We start from the raw sequence: 1,289 nt of genomic DNA on the forward strand, positions 1-1,289 counted from the left end.
TGACCCGTCCTGCCATAGGTTGACACCTACGGCACGGTATCCGTAGCAGGCTACGGACTGAACACCCGATGAACTTCATCGGGTGTTTTGCATTGTAGGGACAGGTGCGGTCGCTCGGTGTTGTAGATATCGACGGACTGCTTGACCATGAGCCGGGCTTGGGCCAGATCAGCGGGCCTGTGGAGCAACAACTCTCCCTTCAGGATGCCGTTGACCCGTTCTGCCAAGGCATTCTGGTAGCAGTCGTAGCCGTCAGTCATTGAGCAACGGATGCCGTGCCGCGCGTGCAGGCGCTGGTAGTACGTTGAGCAATACTGGATTCCTCGATCCGAGTGGTGCACCAGCGATTGGCTCGAGCGCCGCGAGCGCAGCGCCATCTCCAGTGCGCGGCGCACCCCCTCGGTTTGCAGATTCTCTGCCACGTGGTACCCCACGATCTTGCGCGAGTAGGCGTCAGTCACCAAGCTCAAGTAGGTGCACCGCTGGGCGGTCGGCAGGTAGGTGATGTCGGCTACCCAGACCTGCTCGGGGCCCGTCGGCACCACTTGGCCTTCGCCTGCCTTGAGCAGGTTCGGGTGGCGTCGGAAGCGGTGATGGCTATCTGTGGTCTTGTGATACGCCCGGCGCGGCCGCACCAGCATCCGGGCGCTGCGCAGGATGTCGAACAGCGCATCGCGCCCGGCCTTGATCCCCGCCTCGCGTAGCGGCTGGCCCAGCACGTGATGCAGCTTGCGCGTACCCAACTTCGGTTGACGTACCCGCAGCGCGGTGACCATTGATACCACTTGGCATGCCTGCTGCTGGCGCTCGCGCTCTTTATGCCTGCTCTTGTAATACGCCTGGCGGCTATGGCCCATGTAACGGCAAGCCCTTGCCACGCTCAGCCCTTGGACGAGCTTTTGCGTGAGGACTTGCCCAAAGGCTTTTTTACGACGCGTACCCCGTAATCCTTCTCCAACACATTGACCACGGCCTCAAACAACTGCGCCTTCTCGCGGGCTTCCTTGAGCTGAATCTCCAGTTCCTTGATCCGCTGCTCGGGGGTAAGCACTTTGCCTTGACGATCCATGTCCACTCCTCTGACCGTCGGCAGGCTCCAGCCGCTTAGTCCCGGCCGACCATGCTTGCGCAGCCACACCAGCACCGTCGACCGACCTTGGATTCCATAGCGGCGCTGAGCCTCTTTGTACGTCAGCTCGCCTTTTTCCACCTGCTCGACAACGGACAGTTTAAAAGCCAGGCTGTAGTCCCGCTGGGTGCGCTTGATCCTTGATTCCAATTGACTCTCC

1 protein-coding gene is annotated in these 1,289 nt (G+C 61.0%); it reads right to left on the reverse strand.

The window, feature by feature from the left end:
* Positions 1-50 precede the first annotated feature (50 nt).
* A protein-coding gene (locus BMW75_RS28990) for an IS3 family transposase (protein ID WP_092582907.1) occupies positions 51-1,279 on the reverse strand; the annotation gives its coding sequence in 2 pieces (ribosomal slippage) (positions 51-929 and positions 932-1,279; 1,227 coding nt in all).
* Between the last annotated feature and the right edge of the window lie 10 nt (positions 1,280-1,289).

The organism is Achromobacter sp. NFACC18-2, assembly GCF_900108985.1.
In the GTDB taxonomy this organism is placed as follows: Bacteria; Pseudomonadota; Gammaproteobacteria; order Burkholderiales; family Burkholderiaceae_B; genus Achromobacter.